Source organism: Paenibacillus xylaniclasticus, assembly GCF_004001065.1.
Classification (GTDB): domain Bacteria; phylum Bacillota; class Bacilli; order Paenibacillales; family Paenibacillaceae; genus Paenibacillus_T; species Paenibacillus_T xylaniclasticus.
Genome location: NZ_BIML01000016.1, coordinates 22832 through 45398, shown reverse-complemented (window position 1 = coordinate 45398; position 22567 = coordinate 22832). Strand labels below are relative to the sequence as shown.

Here is a 22567-nt window from a genome sequence, read left to right as displayed (position 1 = left end):
GGCCCGTTGGTCAAGGGGTTAAGACACCTCCCTTTCACGGAGGTAACAGGGGTTCGAATCCCCTACGGGTCACCAATTTTCTTAAATAAAGTTTTAAAAAAAAGCTTGCATGAAACGCTAAAGTGTAGTATAGTATAAAAGTCGCTTAACGGAGGCTTAGCTCAGCTGGGAGAGCATCTGCCTTACAAGCAGAGGGTCGGCGGTTCGATCCCGTCAGCCTCCACCATGAATGACGCGGGGTGGAGCAGCTCGGTAGCTCGTCGGGCTCATAACCCGAAGGCCGCAGGTTCAAATCCTGCCCCCGCAACCAACTTTTATCAACTTGCTACCGAACTTATATCGTGGAGCCGTGGTGTAGAGGCCTAACATGCCTGCCTGTCACGCAGGAGACCGCGGGTTCGAATCCCGTCGGCTCCGCCATTATCTCATCGCAAGTTAGGCTCGGTAGCTCAGTTGGTAGAGCAGAGGACTGAAAATCCTCGTGTCGGCGGTTCGATTCCGTCCCGAGCCACCATAATAACAATCTAATATGCCGGTGTAGCTCAGCAGGTAGAGCAACTGACTTGTAATCAGTAGGTCGTGGGTTCGATTCCTATCGCCGGCACCATTTTCCCTGGAGGATTAGCGAAGTGGCCAAACGCAGCAGACTGTAAATCTGTTCTCTGACGAGTTCGGTGGTTCGAATCCATCATCCTCCACCATTTACATAGGGGCATAGTTTAAAGGTAGAACAAAGGTCTCCAAAACCTTTGGTGTGGGTTCGATTCCTGCTGCCCCTGCCAACTTATTATATCACTATGGCGGTTGTGGCGAAGTGGTTAACGCATCGGATTGTGATTCCGACATTCGGGGGTTCAATTCCCCTCAATCGCCCCATGAATGTTGGGGATTAGCCAAGCGGTAAGGCAACGGACTTTGACTCCGTCATGCCAAGGTTCGAATCCTTGATCCCCAGCCACTATCTTGCGGAAGTGGCTCAGCGGTAGAGCATCGCCTTGCCAAGGCGAGGGTCGCGGGTTCGATTCCCGTCTTCCGCTCCATTACGGCGCCATAGCCAAGCGGTAAGGCAAAGCTCTGCAAAAGCTTTACCCCCAGTTCGAATCTGGGTGGCGCCTCCATCTTTTATAAGCTTTATGCTGTTGTCGTATCCCTCAATCGGAGGGGCAATGCAAACAGCAAAATGCGCCGGCGTGGCGGAATGGCAGACGCGCTCGACTCAAAATCGAGTGGGAAACCGTGGAGGTTCGAGTCCTCTCGCCGGTATTAACTAAAAGAGTGCATTAGAGATTATCTCTAATGCACTCTTTTTTTTGTTGAATTTCTAAAATTAAAGCTTGAAAAAGCTTGAAATTGAACCTGGGATGCACCCTTGAATGTATCGACATATAAATACTAAGACTGCCATAAGATAAGCGATGAACTCCTTAATGTTCTCTTTCTCTATTACGGTTTTGTAGTTCATAGAACGTGCCACCAGTGGCAGAATGTGACGACTACATTGTTCATGGTAATAATCAAGCCGATTTCATGAACCTACCGTTGTAATGCTGAGACTGTGTGGAGACTTTGGAAGCTGATTGATCTCACCTCAATAGAGACTGACTGGATCAAGATAAGCGAGAAGCTAACCAGAAAATAATTCAATGGATGTATTGACAATTTATGATAATAAAATTAAGTTATACTTATCCAATAGTTTTGCATTAGGTAAAAACTTTTCACACTGAACAAATTTATTTCAGGAGGAGAACAAAATTGAAGCATGCACGATTAAAGAAGACTGTCTTGGGGGCCTGTGTTCTAGTCTTGGCTATATGTATGACAGGGTGTACTTCTAGTGAAAAGCAAGACGAGACAACAAGCGTGGATAAGCTAAACGTTGTTACTACTATTGCTCAGATTGCTGAGCCGATCTCTGTCATCGGAGGTGAGAGAGTCACTGTGACAAGCTTAATGGGACCAGGTGTTGATCCGCATTTGTATAATGCGACACAGGGGGATATCGGGAAGCTGGAAAAAGGGGATGTTATTTTATATAGTGGACTTCACCTGGAAGCGAATATGGTTAGAGTGTTCGAGGAAATTGGTAAATCAAAACCAGTGCTTGCAATCAGCGAGTCGATACCAGCGGAGCAACTGTTGAAGGATGAGAGTGGAACAATTGATCCGCATGTCTGGTTTGATATTGACCTATGGAAGCAATCGTTAAGTGCGGGAACTGAAGAGCTGAAGAAAGCAGCGCCTGCAGATGCAGAGTACTTTGAAGATAATAAGCAAGAGTATTTTAAAAAACTGGATCAACTTAAGGAAGAAGCCGAATCTAAATTGTCGCAAATCCCGAAAGAAAAACGCGTGATGATCACAGCGCATGACGCATTTGGCTATTTCGGTCGCATGCATGACATCGAAGTGGTTGGATTGCAAGGATTAAGCACGGAGGATGAAGTTGGTTTATCCGATATTGACGACACGGTAAAACTGCTGGTTGACTATCAAATACCTGCCGTGTTCCTAGAGAGTAGTATTAATCCTGCCTCCATTAATGCTGTAATTGAAGGAGCTAAGAAGCAAGGACTTGATGTTGTTGTTGGCGGCGAGTTGTACTCTGATGCAATGGGAGATGCGGGTACACCAGAAGGTACATATCTAGGTATGTACAGCCATAATGTGAATACCATTTATCAAGCACTAAGTGCAGAAGGAGAGTGATGGGGATGCTTCCGGCTCTAAGTGTTAAAGAGCTATCTGCTTCCTATCGTAAGAACAAAGTGTTGGACAACGTGGTATTTGATGTTATGCCAGGGACAATGACGAGTATAGTAGGACCTAACGGTGCAGGTAAATCAACTTTGCTTAAAGTCATCCTTGAATTGCATCCCCAGTTGGCAGGGAAGGTAGCCATCTTTGGGTCTCCCTATCAGAAAGTAAAAGCTCGAGTCGGCTATGTGCCGCAGCGGGGCTCCGTCGATTGGGATTTTCCAACTAATGCACTTGATGTCGTGTTAATGGGGTTGTATGGGAAAATCGGCTGGCTAAAATGGCCAAAGCGCCGTCACCGTGAAAAGGCGATGGAGGCTTTGGCCGAAATGGGGATGGCGGATTATGCCTCGCGTCAAATCAGTCAACTCTCAGGTGGTCAACAGCAGCGAGTTTTTTTAGCCCGTGCCCTCGTCATGGATGCTGATTTATATTTTCTTGATGAGCCGCTTGCTGGTGTAGATGCGGCAACTGAGCGTGCAATTATGTCAACGCTCAATTTGTTAAAGAGCAAGGGGAGAACGGTACTGGTTGTCCATCACGATTTACAGACGGTTGAGGATTATTTCGACCATGTACTACTACTAAACCGAACGGTGATCGCACACGGCCCTACGGCAGAGGCCTTTACAGATAACAACATCTATCGAACGTATGAAGGGACGCTGCGCTGGAGGGGAGCCAAGTCGGAATGATACAGGGGTTGTCGCATAATGCTCAATGGGTCCTGTTCAGCACCTTGATGTTAGGTACGGCTGCCGGTATTATCGGTTGCTTTGCCTACTGGAAAAGGCAAAGTTTAATGAGTGATGCATTGTCTCACGCAGCCTTGCCAGGCGTTATTATTGGGTTTGTTATTCTTGGCGAGAAGAATCTGCTTGTTATGATTGCTGGTGCAGCAGTGAGCGCGCTATTGGGCGCTTTGCTCATTCATTGGATACGGTCTTCAAGCCGCGTTAAGGAAGATGCAGCTATGGGAATCATTCTGTCCGTCTTCTTCGGCCTCGGTGTAATGCTGCTTACATTCGTCAATCGAATGGCCGGGGCTGGCCAGAGTGGACTGGACAGCTTTATCTATGGTCAGGCAGCTTCAATGGTGGGTAAAGACGTATGGCTTATGACAGGATTGGCATTGTTGATTGTGTTCATCGCTATTATCTCCTTCAAGGAATGGAAGCTGTTCTTGTTCGATTCGACATTTGGGGGAGGATTGGGGTTGTCGAGTCGCTGGATGAACAGCCTGTATATGTTTTGCTTGGTATTAGTGATTGTCATAGGCATCCAGGCGGTAGGGGTTATTCTAATGGCCGCTCTATTGATTACACCAGCGGTGAGCGCAAGGTACTGGACGAACTCTTTCAAGTGGATGTTGGTGTTGTCAGCTGTGTTCGGAGGAAGCGCAGGCGTAATCGGAACGTTAATGAGCGTATACGGTAAAGGATGGCCCACAGGTCCTTTTATTGTTATCGCTGCATCTTCTTTATTCGTCATTTCATTTGCTCTAGGCATTCGTAAAGGATTAATCGTCATTGGAATTCAGCAATACCGGCAGCGAAAGCTGCTAGAAGAGTCGACCGCATATCAACGCGCTGCGCTGGAAAGGAGGGATTAGGCTTGAGCTATGCCGGTTGGATTATACTGACCGCCTCACTAGTTGGAGTCTCATGTGGACTGATTGGATCTCTGCTTATTTTGCGCAGAATGGCGATGATGGCCGATGCGATCAGCCATACCGTATTACTTGGTATTGTGATTGCTTTCCTGATTACCCGTGAATTGAGCGGCATTCATATGCTGATTGGTGCGATCGCTGCTGGTTTATTGACTGCGTTATTAATTCAATGGTTTCACTCCCTTGGCGTACAGCAGGAGGCTTCAATTGGTGTAGTATTTACTTCTTTATTTGCCATTGGGGTTGTATTGATTGCCACTAAAGTCGGAAATGCACATCTGGATGTGAAGCACACTTTGATGGGGGAAATTACATTCATTCCTTGGGAAAAAATAAACCTGCCTGTGGTCGGAGATATTCCCGAAGCTGTCTTCATCTTATCGATCGTCCTTAGTATTGTATTAATCGTGATTATTGGATTTTACAAGGAATGGAAACTTACTTCGTTTGACCCAGCACTTGCTGCGAGTATTGGTATCCCAGTTGTACTTATGCATTACGTTTTTATGGGGCTCGTTTCGGTAACAACGGTAGCAGCTTTTGATGCTGTTGGTGCGATCATGGTTGTTGCTATGCTAATCACGCCAGCAGCGGCGGCGTACCTTTGGACTGACAGGCTTGCCGTGATGATGATTTTAAGTAGTGCTTTGGGCATTGTTGCCGCTATTTCAGGGTATTTTATTGCCGTCTGGTTGGACACCTCTATCTCCGGATCTATGGCTTTTGCTACCGGGCTAGTATTTATGGTCAGTTTCATAGCTTCGCCGAAGCATGGCATTATGGCGAGGTTGATAAGACCGAATATATCTTCAACATAAATAATAAGTATTTGCTGCACTTAGCAAAGAAGTTAATAATGAAGGGCCGAGAAAACATGCACCTCGATGAGATGCTTGTCTTCTCGGCCCTTCTGTACAGCAATGTTTATTCAGCAGCCTCTTCCGTATCTTTCGATAGATAGTTTTCAATCTTCGCTTGCGAACGGAGATCCGATAAGAGCGTTTGCGACAGCTGGTAAACTTGCTGGGTCGTCAACGTTTCTTTAATTTCATCCTTCTTGTCTTCGAGCGTTGGAGTAGTTGCTTCCTTATGATCTGTTACTTTGATAACGTGGTAGCCATAAGATGTTTGAACAGGCTCGCTAATTTCACCAACTTTAAGATTGAATGCCGCTTCTTCGAATGCAGCTTCCATCATTCCACGACTGAAGTAATCGAGGTCGCCCCCTGCATCCTTATTGCTTGTATCGAGCGATTTCTCTTTCGCAATAGCTGCGAAGTCGCTGCCCTCATTCAACTGCTTAATGATCTCATCCGCTTCTTCTTTCGTAGCAACAAGAATGTGCGAAGCGCGTACTTGTTCAGGCGTTGCGAACGAGTCTTTGTACTGCTCGAAATAAGAGCTGATGTCTTCGTCGCTTACGGATACTTGAGGTTCAAGCAATTTGCGATATTGAGCTTGTTGACGGAGATCCGGCTTCAGGTCTTCAACCGTCATGCCGTATTGCTGCAAGGCAAGGTTGAATGATTCTTCGCCGCCCATATTCGTCTTGAGTCCTTCAAGTTCATGGTTGATATCTTCTTCTGTGACCTTAACGCCTTTCTCCTCAGCTTCCTGGTTAACAAGCTCGTAGCTGATCAGATTCTCAAGCGCTTTCTCTCCATTGCCACCAGTTATAAGCGATTTATACAGCTGCTGCTGCGTAATTTTGACTCCGTTAACTTCAGCGACGGCTTCCGTTCCGCCTTCACCACTTGTCGAGAACGCCTTGATCGCAACCACTACGAATGCGACAAGCAGGATTGCTGCAGCGATCCAGCCACCCGCATCGGAACGTTTCGGCGCATTATCGCTTCTTACAGATGATGGATTGGATTGGATTGCCGCTTCATGATCGATAGCTTCCTCTTCATCCTGGCCGGACAATCCGTCTTCAGAATTGTAAAGCTTGGTTTGCAGTTGATCTTGCTCGTCCGACTGCGAAAGATCGCGCCGCTTATTTTCTTCCGTCATAATTGCTTGCTGCTCCTCTCTAATGTTTAAAAATGGGTGCCCCCTAATTATTACTATACCAGAATAATGGATCTCTAACCTTAATAGCAAATAAAAATGATAAGAGGAAAATGAATCAACTGGGTCGAATAGATAAAACTGATTAAAGTACAAAGAAATGGAGAGTTTTTATGGCGTTGGTACAATCGCTCAAGGTTAAGCTGCTGCTTAGCTTTGTAGCAGTGATCGTTCCACTTGTGTTATTTATGATCGTGAATACTTTATACGCTAAGGACGTTGTCCGAGCGAAAGTGTCCGAGACATACCGGAATACGTTAGACATGTATGTTAGGCAGACCGACACGAACCTGAAGCAGGTTAGCGATTATTTAATGAAAATGGCGGTTCTTGACAGTGAGGTTGGACTTCTTGGCTCCTATGAGTACGGGTCAGATAATTACGTGCTAACGAAGGTCAGTATTTATAACAAGCTTAATCGTGATGTAGGCTTTTATGATTTGATCGATACGTTCTTCTTATACAGCGATCAAGATGTTATCATCGGCACGCGAAGCAATAACTACGAGATGATGAAGAGCTTGCTCCGCCGGCATGTGCCGAATATTATTGCAAACGATTCCAATAATCCAGCTGCAGTGAAATGGCATCTGGCTAAGGATGAGAACATACCAGGCGAATACATGATCATGAAGGCGATACACGTAACCGGTAACGAATATGTGGGAGCTATTATTCGAGCGAAGGATATTGCCGGCAAGCTTGCCGAACAGCAGGGCGAGACCACTTCCAGCGAATTGTATGAACTGAAGGATAACCACGTAGGAATGCCGCTCAGTGACTCGCAATTGCCCGTACAGTTAAGCGGACTTCCAGTGAACGAGCAACAGCCTTACGTCACGATGAAAGGGCACGACGACAAATATCTCGTAATGGAGAAGAGCAGTGAGACTGTTGGACTAGTATTCTCGCTCATGCTGCCGGAGAGGTCGATTCTGCAGAACCTGCCATTTTTTCAGATGGCGGTGTTCTTCCTTCCAGTAGGTATTTTTATCATATTGATGCTTTATCTCCTCTTCGTTCAGAAGATTATGTTCAAGCCGCTTGGAGAGCTTATTCTCGGAATGAAGAAAATTTCTATGGGCATGCTGGACGTTCGTCTTCAATCAGACAAAACGGTGGAGTTTGTCTTCCTGGCCAATACGTTCAATACAATGGCGGAGCAAATTAAATCGTTGAAGATCGGAATGTACGAAGAACAGCTGCGTGTTAAGCAGGGCGAGCTTAAACAGCTGCAGGCGCAAATTAATCCGCACTTTTATATGAATACGCTGAATATTATTTATAACTTTGCAGCCTTGAAAGATCATGAATCAGTCAAAAAAATGTCGCTACATCTTGCCGATTATTTCCGTTTCATTATGCGTGCGAACCGGGATACGATTACGCTTGATGAGGAATTACGCCATATCAATAACTACATTACGATTCAGGAGCTCCGTTTTCCGAATAAGCTGGTCATTACGTACGATATTCCCGAGCCGCTGAAAAGTTATCCGATTCCGGCATTAACCGTGCAGCCATTTGTCGAAAATTCGATTATCCATGGCTTCAAAAATCGCAAGCAGCTGTTCGTTATTCATATCTCCGTTGTACAGGATACCGAGCAAGGCGGCGGCTTCCTGTTGTCGATTTCGGATAATGGAGTCGGATTTCCAAAGGAAGTGCTGGACAAATTGCAAAATGGCAAGCCGCTGCCGGAAGGCGAGTCCAGCAGATTAGGCATAATGAACGTGGCGCATCGTCTAAAGCTTCACTACGGAGAAGGGGCGACGATCAAATTCGCCAATCGGGACGATGGGACAGGCTCCGTTATTACAATCAAGTTTCCGAACATGATCGATAGGCAGACGACTGCCATATAATACGCAAATAGATGAAATGGGTAGGAATAGTCCTTAGAGGGGGCATGATTAGTATGAAATATAATTTATTAATTGTAGACGACGAAGAAATTGCCATTAAAGGCATTGTGCATGGCTTGGATTGGAGCTCGATGCCGATTGCGAACATTTTTACAGCTTATGACGCCGAAGAGGCGCAAGGATTTTTCAAGGAGTATACGATTCATGTGCTGCTGTCCGATATCGATATGCCGAATCAGACGGGGATTGAGCTGTTAAGCTGGGTGAACGTACATTCGCCATTGACCAAGACGATTCTACTGACGGGCCATGCTGATTTCAAATATGCACAACAGGCGCTGCAGCTTGACGGATTCGATTATTTGCTAAAGCCGGTCGACCATGCTCATCTTCAGAAAACGCTGCTTCAAGCGCTTGATAAAGTGAGAATTCAAGAAGAGCATGATGCATTCCATCGGACTTATGAGCTGTACTACCAGCAGTGGCAGAAGCAGCTGCCTGTAATGGTAGAGAGGCTGTGGCAGGATGTGATTCATTGGCGGCAGTCGGTCGCCCCTCAGCAGCTTGAGCCGCAATTGAAGCTGTATGGGATTCCGCTGCAAGCCAGCTCCCAAATTGTTGTCATATTGATCAGCATTGAGCAATGGCAGGAGGAATGGTCAGCGCGCGATGAAGAAATTATGACTTATGGCGTGAAGAATGCAGCGAAAGAAATCATTCTTATGGACGCTGGGGGAGAGGTCATTCAGGATGCGAGCGGCGCGCTGCTCGTGCTGCTCTATGAGCCGGAAGCTGTAACGAAGGCGGAACTCAACGAACGCTGCCGCAAATATATCGAGCAATGCGAAGCTTATTTGCACTGCCGCCTGTCCTGCTATGTGGGCGTTCCTGCTCCAGTTACGTCGCTTAGGGAAGTCGTCTCGCATTTGAATGAGCTGGAGAAAAGCAATCTGACCGATACTTGCACGGTCGTTCATGTACAAGAGAGAGACAGGTCGAGACAGCAGGCGATGTCGGCGTCACACCCGCCGCTGGCAGATTGGGCGGTACTGCTGGAGTCGGGCAAACGTATGGAGCTCGCAGGTAAGATTGAAGAGTTTTTTAACCAGCTGCTTGAGGAGCAGGGTGGGATCGACTATACGCATATCGTCTCAATTTATTTCGGGATCGTACATACTCTGTTCCAGACCTTCCAGCGCAAGTCTTTAGCCATTGATAGAGCGTTTCCGCAGCAGCAGTGGGAAGATGGAGGTCAAGCGTTAAAGTCGCTTCAGGGTCTGAAGACGTGGGCACTATCTGTCTGCCTGCAGGCTGCCGAATATATACGTCAGAATAGTAAGGATGTCTCGAATGTAGTTCGTAAGGCACAGCAATATATTGAGGAGCATCTCGATGAGGATATAAGCCGGGAGAAGCTGGCTGATTATGTATTCCTAAATCCGGCATACTTATCTCGTTTGTTCCGCAAGGAAACCGGACAATCGATTACCGATTATACGACAGATCGCAAGATTGTAAGGGCGAAGATGGAGCTGGAGAACAGTAATGCCCGAATCAGCGACATCGCTGTATCGGTCGGCTACAGTAATTTCTCGCATTTCTCTAAGCTGTTCAAGAAAGCGACAGGCTTGACGCCTCAGGAATATCGACGAATATTCCAGCATGTCGACTAAATGATTCAAATAAGTCACAACAACGTTAATGAGGTCACGGTGCGAATAGAGCATCGTGGCTATTTTTTTTACAATGAAGTAGACCGAACGGAAGAACCGGAAACGGCAATAGGAAAGAAGCAGGAGGAAATTTGATGGCACTTCGAAGTAATTTGCAAAAATACGGGATTTTTTACTTGATGATGCTGCCCGGCTTTCTGATTTTGCTTGTGAACAACTATCTCCCGATGGCCGGTATAGTCATCGCTTTTAAGAGCATGACATACCAGCATTCCAACATCATTCTGAACTTCATCGACAGTGAGTGGGTTGGGCTGGACAACTTCAAGTATTTGTTCAAGACAAGCGATGCGTGGATCATTACGAGAAATACACTGCTTTACAACTCATTGTTTATTGTTCTGAACCTGATAATACCTGTTGCCTTCGCAATTATGTTGAATGAACTTCGCAGCAAGTTTCTTGCACGGTTTCACCAGTCGATCATTTTCTTGCCTTACATTCTGTCTTGGGTTGTAATCTCGTATCTCGTATACGGACTGCTCCATGACAAGAACGGCTTCGTCAATACGACGATTTTGCCGATGTTCGGTGTAGATCCGGTTCAATGGTATTTCAAATTGGAAGCTTGGCCATACATTCTGCCGCTTGTTAATACAGTGAAAAACGTCGGCTATTACATGGTTATATACATGGCAGCTATTATCGGCATCGATGATGAATATTACGAGGCAGCGACAATCGACGGCGCGAACAAATGGCAGCAAATTTGGAAGATTACGATTCCGCTCTTGATCCCGATCATGATTATTATGACATTGCTGCAGGTCGGTCGTATCTTCTATGCAGACTTCGGTTTGTTCTATCAAGTGCCGAAAGAATCTGGTCCGTTATTCCCGGTTACGAACGTAATCGACACCTATGTATATCGAACATTCCTAGCGATGGGCGACTCAGGATTGTCGTCAGCAGCGGGTCTATATCAATCTGTAGTTGGATTCGTGCTCGTATTCATATCCAACTGGGTTGTAAGACGAATCGATAAGGACAGCGCGCTGTTCTAAATTAGTGAATTTGTAGGCAAATGCATAATAGTAGGAGGTAGCAGATGGAGGCCCCTGTTGAACGAGCTCCCTCAAGACCGGTTAATTCATTATCGCCGGTAGGGGATTGGACAATTAAGATCATTTTCTTTCTATATTCAGCGCTTTGTATCTTTCCGTTATTGTTGCTTGTGATGGTTTCGATTTCGAATGAGACTGATGTCATTGTAGATGGATACAAATTTATACCGTCTAATTTTGATTTCAGTGCTTATAAATTTGTGTTCAAGGACTGGGAAAGCGTGGCGCGGGCTTATGGAGTATCGACTTTCGTCACGGTTGTTGGTACGTTGTTAAGCTTGATTGTGATGGCCTTGTACGCCTATCCGATTAGTCGACCGGACTTTCCACAGCGCAAATTTTTTACCTTCTTCGTATTTTTCACCATGCTGTTCAACGGTGGTCTCGTGCCATGGTATCTCGTATACGTAAGGTTCCTGCATCTGAAGGACAGCATCTGGTCGCTCATATTACCGCTAGTTATGTCGGCGTTCTTCGTCTTAATTATTCGTACGTTTTTCAGTACGACGATTCCAGCGGCTATTATTGAGTCCGCCAAGATTGACGGTGCAGGTGAGCTAAGAATCTTCTTCCGAATTGTGCTGCCACTATCGACACCTGTACTTGCGACAACAGCCTTGTTCAGTACATTGAACTATTGGAACGACTGGTTTTTAAGTCTTGTGTTTATCACGTCGGAAGAGAACTACAGCTTGCAGTACGTCATGTATAAGACATTAACGAACATTCAGTATTTGACCCAGCACAGTGATGCGATCTCACACATTGGCGGTGCGGCTAAATTCCCGAGCGAAACGGTACGGATGGCTATGGCCGTTGTCGGTATCGGACCGATCATATTCGCTTATCCATTCTTCCAGAAATATTTCGTAAAGGGACTTACGGTCGGTGCGGTAAAAGGATAATTCTGTTAATATGTACCGAGAGGGCGGCCAAGCCGCCGTCCTCTAACTCCATGGCTGTAACCGGTTACATATAATCGGTTAAGCATATATACCAATTACCATATGGGAGGTCAAATGAAGATGGTAAAGGCAAAGAAGAGTGCATTGCTGCTCCTGATGCTTGCCCTTACGTTCACGCTGGCATTGTCCGCGTGCGGTAAGAGCGATGATAAGGAGGACAAAACAGAAACAACACCAGCTTCGACAACCGAAGGAACGAACACAGAAGAGACAGATAAGAACGAGCCGGCACCAGCCGAGAACGCTGCAGCGAATCTGAAAGAGTATAAGCTCGTATTCACATATCCGGGCACGACTCAGAAGGATGAAGCTGTTATTGAAGAAGAGATTAACAAATATTTGAAAGACAAAATTAACGCAACGATCGATCTTCAGCCGATCGACTGGACGGCATGGGAAGATAAAGTTAACCTGCTGATCGCTTCCCGTGATCCTGTAGACATCTTCTTCACGGCGCAATGGAGCAAATATGCGGTTAACGTTGGTAAAGGCGCATTCTTGGATCTGAAGCCGCTGCTGGAGAAATACGGCCAAGATATTACGAACTCGCTGGACCCACTGTTCCTTGAAGGCTCCAAAATTAACGGCATCAACTACGCAGTACCAACGAATAAAGAGCTCGCAGAGCAAGGTGGTATCGTATATCGTAAGGATATCGCAGACGAACTTGGAATCGACATGAGCAAAGTCAAAACGATCCAAGATCTGGACGCTGTATTCGCAACGGTTAAAGAGAAGAAGCCAGAAATGACGCCGCTGTACTTGCTGAAAGGCGAGAACTTCAACGCTCACTACTTCGGCAACTACGACGCGCTCGGCGATACGTCTGTACCTGGCTTAATTCTGAAAGATAAGGAAGATACGACGGTTAAAGCCAACTATGATCAAGAGCGTTACGTCGAAAATCTCAAAATTACGCGCGATTTCTTCGAGAAAGGCTACATTAACAGCGACGCTGCAACAACGACGACTATGAATACGGATGCACTGAAAGCCGGCAACGTATTCGCTATTACGCAATCGTTGAAGCCTGGTAAAGCACAGGAGCTCGAGAACTCCCTCGGTTTGACCGGCAAGCTGGCCCAAATCGAATTGAATGAGAAAACGGTTTCGACAGGCGTAACTGCAGGCTCGATGCTTGCAATTTCGACGACGTCGAAAGACCCTGAACGTGCTATGATGTTCATTAACCTGCTGCACTCCGATAAATATTTGAACAACTTGATTAACTTCGGTATCGAAGGCACGCACTATACGCGTGACGGTGAGATCATTACGCCAGCTGACAAATCTGGAGATTATGCTCCAGGTGCAGCGTGGATGTTCGGTAACCAATTCTTGAACTATGTGTTCAACAATGAAGCTCCGGACAAATGGGAACAATTCCGCAAGTTTAACGAAGGTCCTAAAGTATCGCCAGGACTTGGCTTCGTATTCGACAGCGATCCTGTAAAAACGGAAGTTAGCGCGATCGTTAACATCGACCGTCAATATCAAACGGCTCTGGAAACAGGCTCGGTTGATGTCGACAAAGTGCTTCCAGAGTATAAGGACAAATTGATCAAAGCAGGCGTTGAGAAAGTTATCGCTGAGAAGCAAAGCCAACTGGACAAATTCTTGGCAGAGAATAAGTAATGATGTATGAGGTAGTGAATCGTCAAGCTCTAATCGGCTGACGGTATACTATAAGTAAGTTATTGTGCAACATGCAGCATGAATTAAACATTAATGTAGCAGTATTCAGGTAGTATTATCGTATTTCGTAATTCCCCCTCACCCAATTGAACACCCTCCCGACGGGAGGGTGTCTTTTTTTTGCTTTACGGTACGGATTTCCTTTGGTCTGATGCCGATTACGTCTATAGGTTGGACACTCCCCCGACCTAGGTCTAGTTACAAAAACAGACGGGGGTCCGTTATGCGGCAGTAGAATATCACTTAGAATAAGGACATAAGGTTCACACAAGAAAGCGAAAGGCGGTGAAGATAGAAATGAATATGAACTCGACCAAAGGAATCGTACTAATCGTCATCGGTGCGATCATCGCGCTCCCACTTCTCGGCGTTGCATTAGGCGGGATAATCAAGTTCCTGTTCCCATTCATATTAGTCGGTCTAGGGGTGGTTGGCTGGCGCAACGGTAATAAGGTGATCGGCGGTGTGTTAGTTGGTTTCGGTGGATTAATGGTACTTAGCAAGTTTAGCCACATCATTATGCTGCTGATCGCAATTGCACTTGTCGTATACGGTGTGTCGCTCGTGAAAGGCAGACGTAATTACTAAACATAAAAGAAACTATTGTAGTCAAAGGAGGGGCGAAGCCAATGAGCATCATGAAACGGGTACGTGATATAACGGTAGCAACGCTAAATGAACATTTGGAGAATGCAGAAGATCCAGTAAGACTGATCGACCAGTTTCTGTGGTCGACTCGAGAAGAAATTATCCAGTGCGAAAAGCTGTATCAACAATACGCTGGTCATACGAACCATCTGAAAGCACAGTGGCTGCAGGCTGAACAGCTAAAGGAGAAGCGGGAACAGAATGCGATGATCGCTCTCAAAGCAGGAGAAGAGCATTTGGCTCGTATCGCCCTGCTGGAGAAGCAGTCCGCGGAAGAGCGTGCGGTTCAATACAAAGAGCTGTATGAGCAGTCGAATCAGAATGTGCTGGAGCTGGAAGAACAGCTGCGAGGGCTTCGCAGCGAATATCAGACCGTTTATGACAAACGTGAGTATTACGCGGCTAGAATGGAATCCTTGAGGCTGCAGCAACGAATGAACGCACGATTTGGTACGCAGGGCCAGGAGCCAGTAGGTATATTCCGGCGGCTTGAGGACCGAATTAATGACATGGAGCTTGAAGCGAAGAGCTTACGAGACATACGACGGATAGGAACCGAGTTTCTGACAGAGACTGGCCAGCGCGTTAAGTCAGCTGTTGAGAACGAGCTAGAGCAACTGAAACGGAAGCTGGAGAAAGAAGGGTGGTCATCCTCCTCATGAGTAAGATGTATCGGTCGAGCCGAGATAAGAAGCTGTTCGGACTTTGCGGTGGATTAGCAGAATGGATGGGCGTAGACGCTACCCTAATTCGCATACTGATGATCGTACTAGCCGTTTTCTCCGGCGGGACCATCATTCCAATCTATATATTGGCTGCATTCGTCGTACCGAAGGACCCGTATTACGGAAATCCCAATTACGGATACGGCGGTTATGGATATGGAGGTCAAGGCAATCGACCATATGACGGCAGCTTCGGCCAAGCGGGCGGACCTCAAGGATACAATGGTTACAATAATGGGCCACATTATGGTACGGGCCAATATGCCGGGGGGCCGTATACGACTCCTCCGCAGCAACCGTCGTATAGCAGCAAACCAGTTTCTAGTCAACTGGATTCGGTGTTGGATGATTTGGAGCGTAAGGCGCTTCGCAAAGAAATAGAAGAATTGAAAGCAAAACTTGCGAAATATGAGAAGGGAGAGTTTTAAATATGGGTATCTTTAAACGTATGAAGGATTTGACGAGGGCTTCATTGAATGAGTTGTTGGATAAAGTGGAGGATCCGGTTATTATGCTTAATCAGTACCTCCGCGATATGGAAGAAGAAATTCGCCAAGCAGAAGTTACAGTGGCGAAGCAATTGACGAATGAACGTCGTATGAAGCAGCGGCTGGAGGAAGCGGTTAGCACATCGGCTGCACTGGAGTCGAAGGCGGAAGCGGCGCTTCGTGCAGGCGTCGAAGAGCAAGCACGTAAGCTGCTTGAGGATAAGATCGCATACGATCAGAAGATTCCGGAGTATACGGAGCTGCACGCACAAGCGAAAGCGCAGGCTGATGACCTCATGCAGCAGCTGCATGGCATGAAGGAACAATTTTATCAACTCCGCAACAAACGGAATGAGCTGGCAGCCCGCGCTCAATTGGCGAAGGCGAAGAAGCAAATGGCTCAGCTGTCCTCGGCGCAGCAATCGATCGGTCATGGCAGCGCAGCCCGCGGTTTCAACCGGATGGAAGAGAAAATTATGCAGCTAGAAGCCGAAGCGGAAGTGCTTCGCACGCCATACGCTCTACAAGGTACTGCAGTCGGAACGGCTGTTGATCTCGAGAAGCGTGTGAAGGTAGACGAACAGCTTGAAGCACTGAAGAAGAAACTCAGCGGCGGCCAAGAGCAATAATCGCAGCTGATTCAATGGAGGCGGACCGCGACAAGCGGACCGCCTTTCGGCTTGCCCAATTGGTTGGCAGAGAAGGAGTACAGTTGACATGTCCGATAAGAAGAAGGAGATGCCTGAACAATCGAAGCGCAGAAGCCAAGCCGCCGAGTCCGTCATATGGCTGTTAATCGTCATCGGACTGCTGCTGATCGTGCTGCAAGGGATTGGTTATTTGGAGCTGTTCGCGCTGCAAGGGCGAGGCGCCGTTATAGCACTCGGAATTATTGGCGCTGCACTTGCGGCAGCAGCGCTTAACAGCTATTTACAGGGGCTGAGACTGAAGGAGGCGCTTCGCCGTATAGCAGACCGTCAACGGCGCCGTCTGCCGCTCGTCACGCTTGACCGAGCCGAGGACGAGGATTCCCGCAGCATCGATGACGCGGAAGTCGACGAGGTGTGGGAGGAGAAGGTTAAATTTTCGGCCGTCATAGAAGAAAGACAGCGGCTGGCGAGGGAGCTGCATGATGCGGTGAGCCAGCAGTTATTTGCCATCTCCATGACGGCTACAGCAGTTGGGCGAACGATGGAGAAGGATTGGGAGCGGGCGAAGCGTCAGGTAGAGCTGATTGAGGAGATGGCGGCGGTTGCGCAATCCGAAATGCGCGCATTGCTGCTTCATTTGCGCCCTGTTCATCTAGATGGTAAAAATTTAGGAGAAGCACTGCAAATACTCGTCGCCGAGCTGCAGCAGAAAACGTCCATGTCCATCAATCTGGTGGTGGAAGGCGAGATGATGCTGGATACACAATCGGAGGATCACTTATTCCGCATCGCGCAGGAAGCAATCTCGAACACGCTTCGTCACTCGAAAGCCCAGTCGATGACAATTCGATTGATGGGCAGCGGCAGGCAGGTACAGCTGACGTTTGTTGATGATGGAGTAGGATTTGACGTCGAAGAGAGAAAGCATTCCTCTTATGGCTTGCTGACAATGGAGGAGCGAGTGCACGAAATGGGCGGTTCTTTTGAAATCGAGAGTAAGCCGGGATCGGGTACGATGATTGAGATATGGATTCCGGCTAGAGTGACGGAATAAGGGGAGACGAAAGAAGATGGAAACGATCGGACACAGAAACGAGACGGAAATCGAACAATCGATTAAAGTGCTGCTGGTAGACGATCATGAGATGGTGCGAATCGGACTGGCAGCCGTTCTGGATACGGAGGATGGGATAGAGGTCGTAGGAGAAGCGAGCAACGGCCTTGAAGGGATACGATTGGCGCAAGCTTATAAGCCTGATATCGTGCTCATGGATCTCGTAATGGACGGGATGGATGGCATTGAGACGACTCGTAAAATATTGGAGCTGTACCCGGAATGCAAAGTGATCGTTCTCACTAGTTATATTGACGATAGCAAGCTCTATCCAGTTATTGAAGCAGGAGCATTCAGCTACTTGCTCAAGACTTCGCGGGCGAACGAAATTGCAGATGCGATCCGCGCGGCTGCACGAGGGCAGTCTGTACTGGAATCCCAAGTTGCGGCGAAGATGATGAACCGGTTCCGCCAGCCGCAGCAGACGGCTGCGAAGCCGCATGAACAGTTGACCGAGCGTGAAATGGACGTCTTGAAGCTTGTCGCGCAGGGTAAGTCGAATCAGGAAATTGCAGACGAGCTGTTCATCGGAATTAAGACGGTGAAGTTCCATGTCACGAATATTTTCTCCAAGCTTGGTGTAGACGACCGCACACAAGCGGCGATTTATGCGCATAAGCACGGATTAGCCGAGTAGACAGCTGGACGACCGTAATACATAAAATCCTACATAAGGTTCCCTAGTCCATATTGCTGCTGTTCGGCTGCGTTATCACGTAGACGTAGTCGATGGACAATACGAAGCATCTGCTCCGTATCGTTCAACCCAAGGATCGGCACCTTATACGGGAGAGATTGAATCGTTGTAATAACTGGCTCAGGTGTATCCGGCCAGAGGATGAAGGCGGCTGGGTTGCTTAGACTGCTGATGAGCTCGGCGTCCTCGCTTGAACGAATGATGATCAGCTTCGGATAGTGTGCTGCTTTGAACCCTTCTACCAATATCCAGTCAGCATGGCTGCAGCGGCTAATAAGCTGTTCGAGTGTCGATGGCTCGCGCTGCATAATGGCTGTTTGATACGGTGAGGTGATAATGGTCATGTCTGCACCAGCTTGAGTATGTTTCCAAGTATCAGTGCCATCGTGATCGATCTGGAAGTCATGGGCATCATGCTTGATCGTTGCGATCGTATATCCGCTTTGCTTTAAACTCTCTGTTAACCGGCAGACGATTGTTGTCTTGCCGGTATTTTTGTATCCGACGACTTGGATGACGACAGGCTCTCTTCTCGCCGTGCTGTTATTGGACATGGAGTGTTCCCCCTAATGCTGGCCTTAGCATAACTGCTTTATGTTCGATTGTAGCACCTTGGACTGATGCTTGAAAGTACAGCGTGTGGTGGAGGAGCCTGCTGTCATTTGATACAATAACATTTAGTGGAACTACGAAGGCGGTGACTCGATATGGGAGCAAGCGGAATGGAGCTTCAGGATAAGACAAGCGGGAGGTTCCGCAGAAGGGCGGTTAAGGTCGCGGAGGCACAGTCGCGCATTATGAAATCAGTTGAACGGTGGCTGGTGCAGCATGCCAGAGTTGAGAGGGTACCGCTTCATCGAAGCGGCGGCAGATATGCTGCTGGCAGGCTGCATGCAACTTGCGACTGGCCGCCGTTCGCTCGCTCTGGCGTTGACGGCTTCGCGGTTAGAGCGGCAGATACGATTGGTGCTTCGCCAGATCGGCCCGTTGTGCTGCCTATCACTAGAGCGATTGCGGCAGGCGATGCTCCGCCGGCGCTAGCACCCGGTACGGCGATGAGGATTATGACAGGCGCGATGGTGCCTGAACAGGCCGATGCAGTCGTTATGCTGGAGCAAACGGTAGACGCGGAAGCGGGAACGGCCGTCAGAGGCAGCTTCGACAGCCCGATTAGTGGGCAATCAGCAAATGGACAAGCGACTGCGTATGTTCGGATCAAGCAGCCTGCGGTTGCTGATCAGCATGTAGCTCCCCGCGGGGAAGAGCTGCAAATGAATGAGCTGTTGATTGAACGGGGACAGCTTATTCGTCCCGGCCATGTTGCACTACTGGGCACCTTCGGTTATACCGAGGTGCAGGTATACGCTCGTCCGCGTGTCGCCATATTTGCGACGGGAAGCGAGCTGCTTCCAGTTGGACAGCCGCTGCGTCCCGGGCAAATTCGCGATAGCAACAGCGCGATGCTGGCAGCTATGGTGGAGCAAAGCGGCGGGGAGGCAACGCTGTACGGCAGCTTACCGGACGAGCTGCTGGCTGTTCGGCAAGCGCTGGAGGAGGCTTGGGAAGTCGCAGACATGATCGTCACAACAGGCGGCGTCTCCGTTGGCGACTATGATGTGATGGCTGAGCTAATGCGGTCCGTTTCAAGGCAGAACGTGGAACGTCCTGCCAATCCAGCGAAAGCTTGGTCACCTGCTGAAGACGACGGGAGTGAACTGTTGTTCGATCGGGTATCTATGCGTCCGGGGAGTCCAACGTCGGCTGCACGCATCGGGGGCAAGCTGCTGTTCGCCTTGTCCGGCAATCCGGGGGCATGCTTTGTTGGCTTTGAATTGTTCGTCAGACCGGCTCTACTGGCGCTGCAGGGAGAAGCGCAGCCGCTTCCGAAGGTAGTTCGAGCGGAGCTGGTGTCCAGCTTTGACAAGGGGAGCCCTCACGACCGATATGTACGGTCACGGCTGTATGAACATGAGGGCCGAGTATATGTAGAGCCGCTCGGCTTTGCGAAATCCAGCATGCTGGCGTCGATTCCGGCATCGGACGGATTGGCGCTTATTCCTTCGGGATCAGCAGGTGCAGCAGCAGGAGAACTCGTTGACGTGCTTCTCGTTCCTTAGCCAGCTAGCTCTTCAAATTAAGCAGCATGCTCACATGTCCTAGCCTGTGCATACGCATGAAGGGAGAATAGACGGCTCCTGAGCTGCTGAATAGTCGTGTAAGAACTTCCGGCTCTAGCAATGCGGAAGCAGGCGAATGCTCGATCTGTTCGACAACGAGCTGCAGCGCTGCGGCCGCACCATACTGGCCGAAGATCGTCTGCATAGCGTTCCTTTTCTCCAGCCTGCTGTTATTTGAACGGCTTTGCGGAGGGAAGGAATTCGAAGCGGTATACTTGAAAGAATGCTCGTTGAATTCAATACCGCATTGCTCCGCATTAGAGGATAGCAGCGGTTCGATTAATTTATGGCGCCAGCTTCTGCGAAGGTCGGCATATTCATCGAATGTGCTTATGCAGCTGTTCAGTTTGTCGATTAGCGAATAGATATAGTGTTTATCTTCTGATTCCAAGCGCTTGAATCGCCGTAATGCGATAGAGCCTTGTTCTAGGGCACTCTTCAATTCAGCAATCCTCTGCATGAACGCCGTAACGGATCGTGCGGCACATACAGCAGCGGCACGACGTCGCCTTTCATCCGCTCCGGAATGAACGAGTGGATCGTGTTCGTCCAGCAGACGGTAATCGGCATAAGGCCTGGAGTGCTGTACGCGCATAATGGCTGGTGCCGAGACTGCGCGACTGGAAGGGTAGATGTTCATCCATAATCGCCTCCTTTCTACCATATTAGTGGATAGGCAGTGCAAAGGGTGGCGATCAGTGTCGATAGGCGCGAAGCAAGCCGCCTCGCGCCTGTTCGACAGTCCGCTGCAGCATGCTCGAGTTATAATAATAGGAACAGGAAAGCGATAAGCGCGAGATCGATCGCAAATGCGGCGCCCCAAGGATTATAGCCGTAATAGCCGTACGCCTGGGTATGAGCATGCAGCTTATCATCTTGGACAGGCTGCTCTTTTGCTTTCTTTTTGTTCTTTGTCTTCTTACCGGCAGTATCGGATTTATGCTGATCGATGTATACTTGGCCTGAACCGTAGCCGTTCAGCATGACACGACCGTTGCGGCACTGCGTCAGTATACCGACATGACGGTGTCCGTCGTGGGTAACGATACATACCGGAAGCCCGCAAAATCGATTAATATTCTCTTCATGTAAAGGGAAGACCGGTTCCATTCGTTATACACCTCCTAGTTCTAAGCCCATCTTATGCAGGCGCAGGCTCTTGCGCATAGTCGTTCACCCATATTACTTGCCAATTGAACGCCTATTTCTTCTTGTGTTCAGTCAGTATGACAGCAATTTGTTCGTCTGAATCGTAAGGAAGGAGCTGATTCTGGGTGAGAAGGCAGCCGGCAGCCCGCACATCGGGCCAAAGCCTTATTCCTGCTCTGATCGCAGCGGCAGTTCTGATCGTAAGTGCAATTGTTGCGACGACTCTTAGAACCGATAAGACGAAGCCAAGTCCATCTGCAGCGAATGATATCTCGTACGTATGGCAGCTGACGGCACAGCTTGCTGAGCAAGAGCAAGAGACGAACGCCACCCGCTGGCTTATTCGATATGATGTTGACGGCATGACAAGCAGCGACGTGTTGCGAACTGCAAGCCGCTTTGGACTGCGCTTTAGCGAAGAACGTAACAGCAATGAAGATGACAAGGAATTGTCCAGCCAATCCATGCGGACAATAACGTATGAGGGCGAGCTGCTGGTAGGGCGAGAGGCATCTCAAGATGGCTCCACAGCAGTGCCGGTCGCATTTTATCTGAATAACGAATCGGCTGAAGGGGCGATTGTGATCGTACAGCCGCCAGCAGGTCTTACGGCTAAGCAACTGCAAGAAGCTGCCGAACAAGTCGAGGCTGTACTGCAGCAGGCAGGGGGACAATACGAATACAGCTTTCGCGTCAGCGGATCTGCGGCATTAGCTGGCACCATCAATTTAGCGGCTATGCATCAGCTGGCAGATGATGTGGCCGAGCAAGCTGAAGCTAGGCTCGTAGAGCGGTATGAGGATGCTGCCGGCGCAGCGATTAATGAGACCCGTATGTCTCCCCATATCGATGCTTCAATCGATACGAATGGCCGCAAGGCGAATATACAAATCTCGATTCACAGAGACAGCGAGACGGGAGCGGCGAACTGGGTCGTTGGCGTACCGGTCATTACAGGAGATTACACGGCAGTCAGCTAAGCAATCGATTATCTTTATTTAGGGCTACCATCAGTTTTTTTTATGAGCGCCGAATAGCGCAATATGGCTGAATATGCTACACTAGATTTTACAAGATAGGAGTATGAGAGTAGAGAAA

At 48.4% G+C, this 22567-nt stretch carries 21 protein-coding genes and 13 tRNA genes; 30 read left to right on the top strand and 4 right to left on the bottom strand.

Annotated elements, in window-relative coordinates; all coding sequences use genetic code 11:
• The 17 genes from PXY01_RS15170 to PXY01_RS15090 all read left to right on the top strand — a co-directional run bounded on the left by PXY01_RS15170 (window position 1) and on the right by PXY01_RS15090 (window position 5247).
• A tRNA-Glu gene (locus PXY01_RS15170) sits at window positions 1–75 on the top strand.
• A 75-nt stretch (window positions 76–150) separates the two neighbouring features.
• A tRNA-Val gene (locus PXY01_RS15165) sits at window positions 151–226 on the top strand.
• A 7-nt stretch (window positions 227–233) separates the two neighbouring features.
• A tRNA-Met gene (locus PXY01_RS15160) sits at window positions 234–310 on the top strand.
• Between the two features lie 33 nt (window positions 311–343).
• Window positions 344–420, top strand: a tRNA-Asp gene (locus PXY01_RS15155).
• Window positions 421–438: 18 nt separating this feature from the next.
• Window positions 439–514, top strand: a tRNA-Phe gene (locus PXY01_RS15150).
• 17 nt (window positions 515–531) lie between these two features.
• A tRNA-Thr gene (locus PXY01_RS15145) sits at window positions 532–607 on the top strand.
• A gap of 8 nt (window positions 608–615) precedes the next feature.
• Window positions 616–701: transfer RNA gene (locus PXY01_RS15140), tRNA-Tyr, on the top strand.
• Window positions 702–708: 7 nt separating this feature from the next.
• Window positions 709–782 (top strand) — tRNA-Trp (locus PXY01_RS15135).
• Window positions 783–800: 18 nt separating this feature from the next.
• A tRNA-His gene (locus tag PXY01_RS15130) sits at window positions 801–876 on the top strand.
• A gap of 7 nt (window positions 877–883) precedes the next feature.
• Window positions 884–958: transfer RNA gene (locus tag PXY01_RS15125), tRNA-Gln, on the top strand.
• A gap of 7 nt (window positions 959–965) precedes the next feature.
• Window positions 966–1040 (top strand) — tRNA-Gly (locus PXY01_RS15120).
• Window positions 1041–1044: 4 nt separating this feature from the next.
• Window positions 1045–1118, top strand: a tRNA-Cys gene (locus tag PXY01_RS15115).
• Window positions 1119–1184: 66 nt separating this feature from the next.
• Window positions 1185–1263 (top strand) — tRNA-Leu (locus tag PXY01_RS15110).
• 492 nt (window positions 1264–1755) lie between these two features.
• Window positions 1756–2709 (top strand): metal ABC transporter solute-binding protein, Zn/Mn family, encoded by a 954-nt coding sequence (locus PXY01_RS15105; protein WP_127570859.1) that lies wholly within the window; start codon window positions 1756–1758, stop codon window positions 2707–2709.
• A 5-nt stretch (window positions 2710–2714) separates the two neighbouring features.
• A complete protein-coding gene (locus PXY01_RS15100; RefSeq protein ID WP_127570863.1) occupies window positions 2715–3452 on the top strand; it encodes a metal ABC transporter ATP-binding protein in 738 nt (245 codons plus the stop codon).
• Window positions 3449–4369: a metal ABC transporter permease gene (locus PXY01_RS15095; protein WP_127570858.1), complete on the top strand. Its 921-nt coding sequence runs from the start codon at window positions 3449–3451 to the stop codon at window positions 4367–4369. The genes PXY01_RS15100 and PXY01_RS15095 overlap by 4 nt, the downstream gene beginning before the upstream one ends.
• Window positions 4370–4371: 2 nt before the next feature.
• On the top strand, window positions 4372–5247 hold the full coding sequence (locus PXY01_RS15090; protein WP_127570857.1) for a metal ABC transporter permease: 876 nt from the start codon (window positions 4372–4374) through the stop codon (window positions 5245–5247).
• Window positions 5248–5353: 106 nt separating this feature from the next.
• Here the strand turns inward: PXY01_RS15090 and PXY01_RS15085 are convergent, their stop codons facing one another.
• Window positions 5354–6442, bottom strand: coding sequence for a peptidylprolyl isomerase (locus tag PXY01_RS15085; protein WP_127570856.1), 1089 nt, complete (start codon window positions 6440–6442; stop codon window positions 5354–5356).
• A gap of 170 nt (window positions 6443–6612) precedes the next feature.
• Here PXY01_RS15085 and PXY01_RS15080 point away from each other — a divergent pair, with 170 nt between their 5' ends.
• The 11 genes from PXY01_RS15080 to PXY01_RS15030 all read left to right on the top strand — a co-directional run bounded on the left by PXY01_RS15080 (window position 6613) and on the right by PXY01_RS15030 (window position 18083).
• Entirely contained in the window at window positions 6613–8364 is a 1752-nt protein-coding gene (locus tag PXY01_RS15080) for a sensor histidine kinase (protein WP_127570855.1), read from the top strand.
• 53 nt (window positions 8365–8417) lie between these two features.
• Window positions 8418–10037 (top strand): helix-turn-helix domain-containing protein, encoded by a 1620-nt coding sequence (locus tag PXY01_RS15075; RefSeq protein WP_127570854.1) that lies wholly within the window; start codon window positions 8418–8420, stop codon window positions 10035–10037.
• A gap of 134 nt (window positions 10038–10171) precedes the next feature.
• Complete coding sequence (locus tag PXY01_RS15070; RefSeq protein ID WP_246027960.1) at window positions 10172–11101, top strand: ABC transporter permease; 930 nt, start codon at window positions 10172–10174, stop codon at window positions 11099–11101.
• 44 nt (window positions 11102–11145) lie between these two features.
• The gene (locus PXY01_RS15065) at window positions 11146–12066 is read left to right on the top strand and encodes a carbohydrate ABC transporter permease (protein WP_127570852.1); all 921 of its coding nucleotides are present in this window, start codon (window positions 11146–11148) and stop codon (window positions 12064–12066) included.
• Between the two features lie 120 nt (window positions 12067–12186).
• Window positions 12187–13761: an ABC transporter substrate-binding protein gene (locus PXY01_RS15060; RefSeq protein ID WP_127570851.1), complete on the top strand. Its 1575-nt coding sequence runs from the start codon at window positions 12187–12189 to the stop codon at window positions 13759–13761.
• Between the two features lie 357 nt (window positions 13762–14118).
• On the top strand, window positions 14119–14409 hold the full coding sequence (locus PXY01_RS15055; RefSeq protein ID WP_127570850.1) for a LiaF transmembrane domain-containing protein: 291 nt from the start codon (window positions 14119–14121) through the stop codon (window positions 14407–14409).
• A 41-nt stretch (window positions 14410–14450) separates the two neighbouring features.
• Entirely contained in the window at window positions 14451–15131 is a 681-nt protein-coding gene (locus tag PXY01_RS15050) for a PspA/IM30 family protein (protein ID WP_127570849.1), read from the top strand.
• Window positions 15128–15622 (top strand): PspC domain-containing protein, encoded by a 495-nt coding sequence (locus PXY01_RS15045; protein ID WP_127570848.1) that lies wholly within the window; start codon window positions 15128–15130, stop codon window positions 15620–15622. The genes PXY01_RS15050 and PXY01_RS15045 overlap by 4 nt, the downstream gene beginning before the upstream one ends.
• A gap of 2 nt (window positions 15623–15624) precedes the next feature.
• The gene (locus PXY01_RS15040; protein ID WP_127570847.1) at window positions 15625–16311 is read left to right on the top strand and encodes a PspA/IM30 family protein; all 687 of its coding nucleotides are present in this window, start codon (window positions 15625–15627) and stop codon (window positions 16309–16311) included.
• A gap of 88 nt (window positions 16312–16399) precedes the next feature.
• The gene (locus PXY01_RS15035) at window positions 16400–17386 is read left to right on the top strand and encodes a sensor histidine kinase (protein WP_127570846.1); all 987 of its coding nucleotides are present in this window, start codon (window positions 16400–16402) and stop codon (window positions 17384–17386) included.
• Window positions 17387–17402: 16 nt separating this feature from the next.
• On the top strand, window positions 17403–18083 hold the full coding sequence (locus PXY01_RS15030) for a response regulator transcription factor (RefSeq protein ID WP_127570845.1): 681 nt from the start codon (window positions 17403–17405) through the stop codon (window positions 18081–18083).
• 29 nt (window positions 18084–18112) lie between these two features.
• Here PXY01_RS15030 and mobB read toward each other — a convergent pair whose 3' ends face one another.
• Window positions 18113–18697 carry a molybdopterin-guanine dinucleotide biosynthesis protein B gene (mobB, locus tag PXY01_RS15025; RefSeq protein ID WP_127570844.1) on the bottom strand — a complete coding sequence of 195 codons (585 nt, stop codon included), beginning with the start codon at window positions 18695–18697 and terminating at the stop codon, window positions 18113–18115.
• A gap of 153 nt (window positions 18698–18850) precedes the next feature.
• Here mobB and PXY01_RS15020 point away from each other — a divergent pair, with 153 nt between their 5' ends.
• Window positions 18851–20260, top strand: a complete 1410-nt coding sequence (locus PXY01_RS15020) for a molybdopterin molybdotransferase MoeA (RefSeq protein ID WP_246027959.1) — start codon at window positions 18851–18853, stop codon at window positions 20258–20260.
• 4 nt (window positions 20261–20264) lie between these two features.
• Here the strand turns inward: PXY01_RS15020 and PXY01_RS15015 are convergent, their stop codons facing one another.
• Window positions 20265–20960 carry a hypothetical protein gene (locus tag PXY01_RS15015; protein ID WP_127570843.1) on the bottom strand — a complete coding sequence of 232 codons (696 nt, stop codon included), beginning with the start codon at window positions 20958–20960 and terminating at the stop codon, window positions 20265–20267.
• Between the two features lie 122 nt (window positions 20961–21082).
• Complete coding sequence (locus PXY01_RS15010; RefSeq protein ID WP_127570842.1) at window positions 21083–21430, bottom strand: hypothetical protein; 348 nt, start codon at window positions 21428–21430, stop codon at window positions 21083–21085.
• Window positions 21431–21594: 164 nt separating this feature from the next.
• On the opposite strand from PXY01_RS15010, the gene PXY01_RS15005 reads away from it, so the two are divergent.
• The gene (locus PXY01_RS15005) at window positions 21595–22449 is read left to right on the top strand and encodes a YwmB family TATA-box binding protein (RefSeq protein WP_127570841.1); all 855 of its coding nucleotides are present in this window, start codon (window positions 21595–21597) and stop codon (window positions 22447–22449) included.
• The last annotated feature ends 118 nt before the right edge of the window (window positions 22450–22567 follow it).

What these genes read in the sequence shown, in the direction of transcription:
- PXY01_RS15100 (WP_127570863.1), top strand. Translation starts at nt 2,715, where the DNA reads ATGCTTCCGGCTCTAAGTGTTAAAGAGCTATCTGCTTCCTATCGTAAG.
- PXY01_RS15095 (WP_127570858.1), top strand. Translation starts at nt 3,449, where the DNA reads ATGATACAGGGGTTGTCGCATAATGCTCAATGGGTCCTGTTCAGCACC.
- PXY01_RS15085 (WP_127570856.1), bottom strand. Translation starts at nt 6,442, where the DNA reads ATGACGGAAGAAAATAAGCGGCGCGATCTTTCGCAGTCGGACGAGCAA.
- PXY01_RS15080 (WP_127570855.1), top strand. Translation starts at nt 6,613, where the DNA reads ATGGCGTTGGTACAATCGCTCAAGGTTAAGCTGCTGCTTAGCTTTGTA.
- PXY01_RS15075 (WP_127570854.1), top strand. Translation starts at nt 8,418, where the DNA reads ATGAAATATAATTTATTAATTGTAGACGACGAAGAAATTGCCATTAAA.
- PXY01_RS15070 (WP_246027960.1), top strand. Translation starts at nt 10,172, where the DNA reads ATGGCACTTCGAAGTAATTTGCAAAAATACGGGATTTTTTACTTGATG.
- PXY01_RS15065 (WP_127570852.1), top strand. Translation starts at nt 11,146, where the DNA reads ATGGAGGCCCCTGTTGAACGAGCTCCCTCAAGACCGGTTAATTCATTA.
- PXY01_RS15060 (WP_127570851.1), top strand. Translation starts at nt 12,187, where the DNA reads ATGGTAAAGGCAAAGAAGAGTGCATTGCTGCTCCTGATGCTTGCCCTT.
- PXY01_RS15055 (WP_127570850.1), top strand. Translation starts at nt 14,119, where the DNA reads ATGAATATGAACTCGACCAAAGGAATCGTACTAATCGTCATCGGTGCG.
- PXY01_RS15050 (WP_127570849.1), top strand. Translation starts at nt 14,451, where the DNA reads ATGAGCATCATGAAACGGGTACGTGATATAACGGTAGCAACGCTAAAT.
- PXY01_RS15045 (WP_127570848.1), top strand. Translation starts at nt 15,128, where the DNA reads ATGAGTAAGATGTATCGGTCGAGCCGAGATAAGAAGCTGTTCGGACTT.
- PXY01_RS15040 (WP_127570847.1), top strand. Translation starts at nt 15,625, where the DNA reads ATGGGTATCTTTAAACGTATGAAGGATTTGACGAGGGCTTCATTGAAT.
- PXY01_RS15035 (WP_127570846.1), top strand. Translation starts at nt 16,400, where the DNA reads ATGTCCGATAAGAAGAAGGAGATGCCTGAACAATCGAAGCGCAGAAGC.
- PXY01_RS15030 (WP_127570845.1), top strand. Translation starts at nt 17,403, where the DNA reads ATGGAAACGATCGGACACAGAAACGAGACGGAAATCGAACAATCGATT.
- mobB (WP_127570844.1), bottom strand. Translation starts at nt 18,697, where the DNA reads ATGTCCAATAACAGCACGGCGAGAAGAGAGCCTGTCGTCATCCAAGTC.
- PXY01_RS15020 (WP_246027959.1), top strand. Translation starts at nt 18,851, where the DNA reads ATGGGAGCAAGCGGAATGGAGCTTCAGGATAAGACAAGCGGGAGGTTC.
- PXY01_RS15015 (WP_127570843.1), bottom strand. Translation starts at nt 20,960, where the DNA reads ATGAACATCTACCCTTCCAGTCGCGCAGTCTCGGCACCAGCCATTATG.
- PXY01_RS15010 (WP_127570842.1), bottom strand. Translation starts at nt 21,430, where the DNA reads ATGGAACCGGTCTTCCCTTTACATGAAGAGAATATTAATCGATTTTGC.